General features: G+C 59.2%; 4 protein-coding genes and 1 pseudogene. 1 reads left to right on the forward strand and 4 read right to left on the reverse strand.

The features are described from left to right. Nucleotides 1-290 (reverse strand): annotated as a pseudogene (locus EN893_RS17450) (methylmalonyl-CoA mutase); the annotation flags it as partial. A 309-nt stretch (nucleotides 291-599) separates the two neighbouring features. Here EN893_RS17450 and EN893_RS17455 point away from each other — a divergent pair. Then, a complete protein-coding gene (locus EN893_RS17455) occupies nucleotides 600-2,147 on the forward strand; it encodes a helicase HerA-like C-terminal domain-containing protein (protein ID WP_127268345.1) in 1,548 nt (515 codons plus the stop codon). Between the two features lie 89 nt (nucleotides 2,148-2,236). Here the strand turns inward: EN893_RS17455 and EN893_RS17460 are convergent, their stop codons facing one another. Genes EN893_RS17460 through EN893_RS17470 form a run of 3 tightly spaced genes read right to left on the reverse strand, consistent with a single transcriptional unit; the run spans nucleotide 2,237 to nucleotide 5,154 of the window. Beyond that, nucleotides 2,237-2,713 carry a nuclear transport factor 2 family protein gene (locus EN893_RS17460; RefSeq protein WP_236382862.1) on the reverse strand — a complete coding sequence of 159 codons (477 nt, stop codon included), beginning with the start codon at nucleotides 2,711-2,713 and terminating at the stop codon, nucleotides 2,237-2,239. Nucleotides 2,714-2,770: 57 nt separating this feature from the next. Then, nucleotides 2,771-3,559, reverse strand: coding sequence for an N-acyl homoserine lactonase AttM (attM, locus tag EN893_RS17465; RefSeq protein ID WP_127268346.1), 789 nt, complete (start codon nucleotides 3,557-3,559; stop codon nucleotides 2,771-2,773). Continuing rightward, entirely contained in the window at nucleotides 3,556-5,154 is a 1,599-nt protein-coding gene (locus EN893_RS17470; RefSeq protein WP_236382864.1) for a sugar ABC transporter ATP-binding protein, read from the reverse strand. The genes attM and EN893_RS17470 overlap by 4 nt, the downstream gene beginning before the upstream one ends. Nucleotides 5,155-5,289 lie beyond the last annotated feature (135 nt).

The following is a 5,289-nucleotide window of genomic DNA, read 5'->3' on the forward strand; positions in this document are numbered from 1 at the left end:
CCCGTGGCACCCTGTGCCACATCCTCCAGCGCTTGGCTTTTGGCGCGGTTGGTGTCGGGATCGTCGACTCGCTGGCTGACGATCCATGGCGATTTCGGGTTTGCGCGTACGATCGGTTCCGCCGCGGTGCTGCGGTCGTAGAGCGGTTCGATACGGATGTTGTCGTCGCTGTGCGAGACCAGCCTTTCCTCGAAGGAAGCGCCTGCCAAAGCCTTTTCCGCCAATGCGAGCCATCGCTGGCGCTCGATGTTTTCGGGTTCCACGTCCTGGATCAAGGCTCCGGCGCCCATCCGTCCTCCTCGTTTCATACGGCCGCACCAGCCGGGAGCAGTCCAGTCTACGGTCCCTGGTCCGATATCGCAATGCAATGCGCTTCCAGTGACCGGATTCGATCCATCAGATATAGGTCAATCCGCGTGGACGACGATTGCCAAACAGCGGCAAAATCCGCAAGCTCCAAAAACCCGATTTGAACGAATGGGGCGATTTGGGCGAATGGCCCGGATTTGGACGAATGGCATTGTCGCTGTGCAATGGCCTCACTATACCTGCGGCAAGGCCACTGGCTTTAGACACATCAGTTTGCGGAGACCGGACATATGGCTGACGACACCAGTATTTTCATCGGCGCCAGCCGCAAGCCCGACGACAGCTATCAGCGTGCCGAGCAGCTGTTGCTACGATATGGGAATCGTCATGGCCTGGTGACGGGCGCCACCGGTACCGGCAAGACAGTCACCTTGCAGATCCTGGCCGAAGGATTTTCCAACGCCGGCGTGCCTGTGTTCTGCGCCGACATCAAGGGGGATCTGTCGGGCATCGCGATGATGGGCACGGCACAGGATTTCCTCGTCAAGCGGGCCGAACAGGTCAAGCTCGATCCTTATAACTTCCAGGAATTCCCCGTCATCTTCTGGGACTTGTTCGGCGAACAGGGTCATCCGATCCGCGCCACGGTCTCGGAAATGGGGCCGTTGTTGCTGTCGCGCCTGATGAACCTGACCGAGGCGCAGGAAGGCATCATGAACATCGCCTTCCGCCTGGCTGACGAGGAAGGTCTGCTGCTGCTCGACATGAAGGACCTGCAGGCGCTCTTGGCCAACATCGCCGAGCGTGCCGACGAGATCGGCTCGCGCTACGGCAACGTGACGAAGCCATCGGTCGGGGCGATCCAGCGCACGCTGCTGGTCCTGGAGCAACAGGGAGCCGCAAATTTCTTCGGCGAACCGGCACTGCGTATCGCCGATATCATGCGCACCACCCGCGACGGACGCGGCGCCATCAGCGTGCTTGCCGCCGACAAGCTGATGATGAATCCGCGGCTCTACGCGACCTTCCTGCTATGGCTGATGTCGGAACTGTTCGAGGTGCTGCCGGAAGTCGGCGACCCCGACAAGCCGAAGCTGGTGTTCTTTTTCGACGAGGCGCATCTTCTGTTCGACGAAGCACCCAAGGTGCTGATCGATCGCGTCGAACAAGTGGTCCGACTGATCCGCTCGAAGGGCGTCGGCGTCTATTTCGTCACTCAGAACCCGTTGGATATCCCTGAAAAAGTCCTGGCCCAGCTCGGCAATCGCGTCCAGCACGCGCTGCGCGCCTATACGCCGCGTGAGCAGCAGGCGGTGAGGACGGCGGCCGAAACGTTCCGGCCGAATCCCGATTTCGACTGCATGACCGCCATTACCCAGCTTGCCACGGGCGAAGCGCTGGTCTCGACGCTGGAGGCCAAGGGTGTCCCGTCCATGGTGCAGCGGACCCTGATCCGCCCGCCGTCGTCGCGCCTTGGACCGATAACGGCAGCCGAGCGACAAAAGCTGATCCAGGAGAGCCCCGTCGTCGGCCAGTACGATCAGGCCGTCGATCGCGAATCGGCTTTCGAAATGCTGCAAAAAAAAGCCAAGGACGCGCAGGATGCCGAAGAGCAGGCCCAGCAGGCCGGCAGCGGCGGCTCGCGCTGGACCATTCCGGGCTTCGGCAATGACGATCCCGCGCCGCAATCCGGTGGCAGGCGCACATCTGCACCGCGCCCGTCCAACCGCCAGACGGTGGCCGAGGCGGCGATCAAGTCGGTGGTGCGCTCGGTTGGCTCGTCGGTCGGCCGGGCAATCGTGCGCGGGATATTGGGGAGTCTGTCGAGGGGCAGGTAAGGAGCGGCAGCTATGCGCCACCCGTCGCGCGAGTAGAACCCCCGTTGCTCAGCGCGGTTCCTGGCGAGCCTCGCCACTGTCCGTAGACTTTATTTATCCCGGATCAGCTCAGAGAAATGGTGCAGATAAATCTGCCAGTCACCATTGATTCTTGAAACAACGAACGAAGTCCTGACCCTATTTTTTACGACAGAGCCGTCACGATAGTAATTAACGATATCGCCAAACCCTTGCGCCGCGAACAGACCTCGACTCAACGATCTCGTATTCTGGTCGACAAGCGTTAAATTCACTTTTTCTAGTATGAGTTGATAGCTTCCAAAATACTCCTCTATTTCAGATCGTCCGACGTACAACCTAGGCAGTAGACCGAAAAAAAGAGCGTCCTGCGTATAAATCTGGGAGAGCAATTTCTTATCCCATGGCGCGGAGGCCTCGTTCCAGCGCTGCTGGATTTGATCGAGAGCAGCCTTGTGCATCTGGTAAATACTCTCGTGCAACCCGCCACGCGTACCGCGCCGCCTTGTTGAGGCGGTCCGCGCGCGCAACTGATTTTGAAGGACCATTTTGGTTTTTAGCGGTGCGGCCGGCGATCTTCAGCCGGCCGCATATTTCAGCGGAACCTAGTCATAGTATTCCGCCGGAGCTTTCTTGAACTTCTTCCAGGTTTCCATGTCGTGGCCTGGCACGACAATCGCGTTTTCTTTCTCGGCGATGCGCCGCAGCCTTCTGACGGAAGCAGCGGCTTCCTGCGCGGACGTCAGCGCGCCGGGCAGGCATTTCTCTTCCCAGTGATCCATCGTGTAAGCGGCGTCGATTGCGAGAAGGATCGAACCGGTGTTGGGCAGCCGTACCATGATGGACTGGTGGCCGGGGGTGTGTCCCGGAGACAGGAATGTCTGCACGCTGCCATCGCCGAAGACATCATACTGGTCCTCGCCCTCCATCACGTCCCAGTTGATGCCATCCTTGGTCAGATCCTTCTTGATATAGCCGCCTTGCATGAACCAGTCGGCGGCGAACGCCCATGCAATCTCCCGCCGCTGCACAAGATGGCGGGCTTTTGGGAAATTGCCGCAGGCGCCGGAGTGATCGAGATGCAAATGCGAATGCAGCACGAACTTGATATCGTCGGGCTTCATTCCGATCTTGCCGAGTTGGTTCACGCAGCCCTCTTCGGGATCCATGATAGGATAGTATTTCTTTGTGGTGTCGCCCCACCAGCCAACCGGATCACGCGCTGCTTCAACCGCTGTGCCGCCGTCGATAACGATGTTTCCCTTGGGATGGACGATTAGGTACCAGGGGATTGGGGTGAAGAACTCGTCCTGGCTGTAGCCAAGCTTGATATCGACCTCCTTCTGTCGAATCTGCCCAGTCTGGAACATGTAGAGCCTGATATCCGTGCTCATCTGCTTTCCTCTTCTGTTGAACGGGTGACGTGCGGCGGCGACGCCGTGTGTCGCGACTTGCCGCTCAGGGTGACGGCCAGAAGGTCGTCATATGTCCAGCTCTTTTTCGGTGCCTCCGCGACGCAGTTGCCGTCATGAATGACCATGATCCGATCGGCGAGCGCGAGCATTTCGTTCAGGGACGACGAAATGAGCAGGACTGCGGCGCCATCGCGGGCAAGTTGCAGTATGATATCGTAGATTTCCTTGATCGCACCGACATCGACGCCGTTGGTCGGCTCCACGATGATATAGACGGTGGCTTTCGCACTCATCCATTTGCCGATGACCAGCTTCTGTTGATTGCCACCGGAGAAGAAGCGCACCTGCGTGGAGGAAGCGCGTGGGCGCACCGCAAGCTGGTCCAGCACGGCTTCTGCATATCTTTTCATGGTGCCGGGCCGGATCATCAAAAAATGTTGCAGCGAATGCAGGACCGGCAGGCAGATGTTTTCGGCAGCCGAGAGTGCGGGAAAAAGGGCTTGTTTGCGCCGGTCCTCGGGGATCAGCGCGATGCCTGAACGACGTGCAGCGATCGGGGTGGCCAGATTGACCGCTTTGCCCCGCACCTTTGCCGTGCCGGAATGCCGGCTGATGCCGCCAAGCGCCCGTGCGACATCTTCCATCCCGCCGCCAACGGGACCGGTGAAGCCCAGCACCTCTCCGGCTTGCATCTTGAAGCTGAGGGGCGCCAACTGCGCCGTGCCGAGGCCAGCAACCTCAACCAGGACTTCTGGACGGACGCTGTTGCCATCATTGTAGGTCGCAAGCTCAGAGCGGCTGCGGTCCACCATGAGTTCAGTAACGCGGTCTTCGGTGACCTCGCCACGATTAAGGGTTCCGGAAACAAGTCCCCCTCGAAGGATCGTGGCGCGGTCGCAGATCTGCTGGACCTCTCGAAGGCGATGGGAGATGTAAACGATGGCTATCCCCTGCGCTTTGAAGCCATCGACGATCCGAAAAAGAACTTCCGATTCCGCTGCCGAAAGGCGAGCTGTCGGCTCATCAAGAACGATCAGTTTGTAGCGCCGATGGAACAAGGTCGCCAAGGTGACGAGTTGCATCTCGGCTGCGGACAGTGCGCCGGCAAGCCGCCGCACGTCGAGCTCGATGCCCATTTGCGACAGAATCTCCGCAGCTTCGTCATGGATCGCCCGGTCGCTTATACCGATCCTCCCGGGCTCATTGCCGAGAAGGATATTTTGCCCAACCGTGAAGCTGGATACCAGTTCTGCGTCCTGATAGACCGCTCCGAGGCCCAGCCGATGGGCTTCCGGCGGGCTGGAAACCCTGACCGGTGACCCTTCAAGGAAAATCTCACCGGCGCTCGGGGCATAGACACCCGTCAAGATTTTGATGAGGGTCGACTTGCCCGCACCGTTTTCACCAAGCAGGCCGTGCACCTCGCCGCGCAGAAAGCTAAGGCTCACGCCCTTCAACGCTTTGGTGCCGGCGAACTCCTTCTCGAGATTCTTCAGTTCAACCAGTGGTGTCGCGTTCATCGCCGTCACCTCAGATAAACTTGAGATGGACTTCTTCACGGTTGAGAAGCGCATTTGCTCCAACCGCGACGATGAGCACCAGTCCCTGGAAGATGTGGCGGGCGGCAAAGGGGAAGCCGACCATATTCATCCCGGAATCCACCATATACAGGAAAAAGACGCCAACGAGAGTGCCAAACAGATGTGGCT

The sequence above is a fragment of the Mesorhizobium sp. M7A.F.Ca.CA.004.04.2.1 genome, assembly GCF_004022825.1.
GTDB lineage: Bacteria > Pseudomonadota > Alphaproteobacteria > Rhizobiales > Rhizobiaceae > Mesorhizobium.

Excerpts from the sequence above, each read along its gene's own strand:
- EN893_RS17455 (WP_127268345.1), top strand. The coding sequence starts at position 600 with ATGGCTGACGACACCAGTATTTTCATCGGCGCCAGCCGCAAGCCCGAC.
- EN893_RS17460 (WP_236382862.1), bottom strand. The coding sequence starts at position 2,713 with ATGGTCCTTCAAAATCAGTTGCGCGCGCGGACCGCCTCAACAAGGCGG.
- attM (WP_127268346.1), bottom strand. The coding sequence starts at position 3,559 with ATGAGCACGGATATCAGGCTCTACATGTTCCAGACTGGGCAGATTCGA.
- EN893_RS17470 (WP_236382864.1), bottom strand. The coding sequence starts at position 5,154 with ATGCGCTTCTCAACCGTGAAGAAGTCCATCTCAAGTTTATCTGAGGTG.